Source organism: Pseudonocardia pini, assembly GCF_013870575.1.
GTDB lineage: Bacteria > Actinomycetota > Actinomycetes > Mycobacteriales > Pseudonocardiaceae > Pseudonocardia > Pseudonocardia pini.
Window position 1 is genome coordinate 1 of the sequence record NZ_JACBXB010000680.1, and the last position, 3,081, is coordinate 3,081.

Sequence of the window (3,081 nt, forward strand, 5' to 3'; positions counted from 1 at the left end):
GCCGACGAGGACTCCGGTGAGGGGAACGGTCAGCGACCACGTCATCGCCCCGCGTTCCTCCCAGGCGAAGGCGCCGAAGGGCTCGAGGTCGGCGACCGGCCAGAGTCGCTGCACCTCGTCGGCGGAGATGTCCTCGGTGCGGACCCCGACGGCGCGTTGGTCGGCCATCGAGGCGTGCAGGGCGGCGACGTTCTCGGGGCCGACGCCGACGACGTAGCCGGTCTGGTGGAACCCGATGTCCGCGCCGAGGACCTCGGCGGCGTTCTCGAACACCTCCAGGGCCTGGGTGGCCATGGCCGCGAGGGAGGAGACGCCGTAGTGGCAGCGCACGATCCCGGAGGACTTGCCGGTCCCGCCGGAGCCGACGGTGTCCCGTTCGACGATCACGACGTCGGTGATGCCGCGTTGCGTGAGGGCCCAGGCGGTGGCGCAGCCCTCCAGGCCGCCGCCGACGATCACGACCTCAGGCACCGGGGATCCAGGAGGTCCCGGCCAGGGGGACCCGGGCCATCGCGGCGGCCTCGATGGTCAGCGCGACGAGGTCCTCGGGCTCGAGGTGCTGAAGGTGCGCCTTGCCGCAGGCCCGCGCGATGGTCTGGGCCTCCAGGGTGAGCACGCGCAGGTAGTTGGCGAGCCGGCGGCCGCCCTCGACCGGGTCGAGCCGCGCGGCCAGTGCAGGGTCCTGGGTGGTGATGCCGGCGGGGTCGCGGCCCTCCTGGAAGTCGTCGTAGAACCCGGCGGCGGAGCCGATCTCCTCGTACTCGGCCTGGTAGCGAGGGTCGTTGTCGCCCAACGCGATCAGGGCGGCGGTGCCGATCGCGACGGCGTCCGCCCCGAGGGCCATGGCCTTCGCGACGTCGGCGCCGGTCCGGATGCCGCCGGAGACGATGAGCTGGACCTTGCGGTGCAGCCCGAGCTCCTGCAGGGCCTGGACGGCCTGGGGGATCGCGGCGAGGGTGGGGATGCCGACGTTCTCGATGAACACGTCCTGGGTGGCCGCGGTGCCGCCCTGCATGCCGTCGACCACGACGACGTCGGCGCCGGCGGCGACGGCCAGCTTGACGTCGTAGTAGGTGCGCGAGGCGCCGATCTTGACGTAGACCGGCTTGCACCAGTCGGTGATCTCGCGCAGCTCGAGGATCTTGATGGCGAGGTCGTCCGGTCCGGTCCAGTCCGGGTGGCGGCAGGCGGAGCGCTGGTCGATGCCGGCGGGCAGGGTGCGCATGCCGGCGACGCGGTCGGAGATCTTCTGCCCCAACAACATCCCGCCCCCACCGGGCTTGGCGCCCTGGCCGAGGACGATCTCGATGGCGTCGGCCTTGCGCAGGTCGGTGGGGTTCATCCCGTAGCGGCTGGGCAGGTACTGGTAGACGAGGTGCGTGGACTGGCCGCGCTCCTCGGGGGTCATGCCGCCGTCGCCGGTGGTGGTCGAGGTGCCGACCTCCGAGGCGCCACGCCCCAGCGCCTCCTTGGCCTGCGCGGACAGCGCGCCGAAGGACATGCCGGCGATGGTGACGGGGGTGTCGAGGTGCAGCGGGTACCTGGCGTTGCGGTCCCCGAGCACGACGTCGGTGTCGCACCGCTCGCGGTAGCCCTCCAGCGGGTACCGCGACATGGAGGCGCCGAGGAAGAGGAGATCGTCGAAGTGGGGGAGCCTGCGCTTGGCGCCCCAGCCGCGGATGTCGTAGACACCCGTGGCCGCGGCGCGCTGGATGCCGGCGATGGTCGCCCGGTCGAAGGTGGCCGACTCACGGAGCGAGGGGTCGGGCTGGACGGACCTGCTCATCAGTACGTGTTCCCCGAGGTGAAGTGGTAGAGGCGGCGGGCGGAGCCGTAGCGGCGGAACTCCTCCGGCGAGTGCGGGAGGCCGGCGTCGTTCAGCAGGTCGCGCAGCTCGGCGAGGTGCTCGGCCCGCATCTCCTTCTCGACGCAGTCCGCGCCGAGCGAGGCGACGGCGCCACGGACGTAGATCCGGGCCTCGTAGATCGAGTCGCCGAGGTCCGCACCGGCGTCGCCGCAGACGACGAGGCGCCCGGCCTGGGCCATGAACGCCGACATCGGGCCGATGTCCCCGCCCACGACGATGTCCACGCCCTTCATCGAGATCCCGCACCGCATCGACGCCGAGCCCTCGACCACCAGCAGCCCGCCGTGCGCGGTGGCGCCCGTGGACTGCGAGGCGTCCCCGGTGACGCGCACGGTGCCGGACATCATGTTCTCCGCGAGACCGGTGCCGGCGTTGCCGTGCACGGTGATCGCGGCGCCGTCGTTCATCCCGGCGCAGTAGTAGCCGACGTGCCCGCGGACGTCGACGGTGAGCTCCGCGTCGACGCCCGCGGCGATCGCGTGCGCCCCCTGGGGACTGCGGACCTCGTAGTGCTTCGCGGTCGGGTCGTGCAGCTCGGCGTTCAGCGCACGGACGGAGGTCGAGGCGAGGTCGAACACGACGGGCGCGTCGAGGGCGGTCACAGGGCCACCCCGTCCCGGGTCCAGGCGTAGACCCGCTCGGGCTCCGGCTCGTAGAGCCGGGCGTCCTCGATCCCGGGCAGGTCGGCCAGCGCCCGGAACTCGCTCGCCATCGCGACCCAACGGTCGGTCTCGGCGATGATCGCGGGCTTGCAGGCGATCGCGTCCCGGACGACGGCGAACCCGTCCGCGCTGGTGACGAGCAGGGTGTAGAAGCCGTCGAAGCGCTCGCACAGCAGCCGCAGGGCCTTGTCCAGGTCCTCCCCGGCGGCGAGCCGGTCGGCGACGAACCGGGCGCCGACCTCGGAGTCGTTCTCCGAGTCGAACACGTGCCCGGCCGCGACGAGCTCGCGGCGGATGGTGGCGTGGTTGGCGAAGGACCCGTTGTGCACCAGGCACTGGTCCGGGCCGACGGAGAACGGGTGGCAGCCCTGCGGCGTCACGGCGGACTCCGTCGCCATCCGGGTGTGGGCGAGGCCCTGCCAGCCCTGCGCGTTCGCCAGGTCGTAGGTCGCGGCGAGCGCGCGGGGGTGTCCGGTTCCCTTGTAGACGGTCAGGTCCGTGCCGGACCCGACGAGGGTGGCCGACGGGAGCGCGCTCCGCACGGCCGCGACC

The 3,081-nt window shown here is 72.8% G+C and carries 4 protein-coding genes; all 4 read right to left on the reverse strand.

Annotated elements, in window-relative coordinates; all coding sequences use genetic code 11:
• A partial coding sequence (locus H5J29_RS27055) for an NAD(P)/FAD-dependent oxidoreductase (RefSeq protein ID WP_181783825.1) occupies positions 1–471 on the reverse strand: 471 nt, incomplete at its 3' end.
• The gene (locus tag H5J29_RS27060) at positions 464–1,786 is read right to left on the reverse strand and encodes an FMN-binding glutamate synthase family protein (protein ID WP_181783826.1); all 1,323 of its coding nucleotides are present in this window, start codon (positions 1,784–1,786) and stop codon (positions 464–466) included. The genes H5J29_RS27055 and H5J29_RS27060, both read right to left, overlap by 8 nt.
• Positions 1,786–2,469 (reverse strand): GltB/FmdC/FwdC-like GXGXG domain-containing protein, encoded by a 684-nt coding sequence (locus H5J29_RS27065; RefSeq protein WP_181783827.1) that lies wholly within the window; start codon positions 2,467–2,469, stop codon positions 1,786–1,788. The genes H5J29_RS27060 and H5J29_RS27065 overlap by 1 nt, the downstream gene beginning before the upstream one ends.
• Positions 2,466–3,081, reverse strand: a 616-nt coding sequence (locus tag H5J29_RS27070; protein ID WP_220187989.1) for a class II glutamine amidotransferase domain-containing protein, incomplete at its 5' end; no start/stop codon positions are given. The genes H5J29_RS27070 and H5J29_RS27065, both read right to left, overlap by 4 nt.

Excerpts from the sequence above, each read along its gene's own strand:
- H5J29_RS27060 (WP_181783826.1), bottom strand. The coding sequence starts at position 1,786 with ATGAGCAGGTCCGTCCAGCCCGACCCCTCGCTCCGTGAGTCGGCCACC.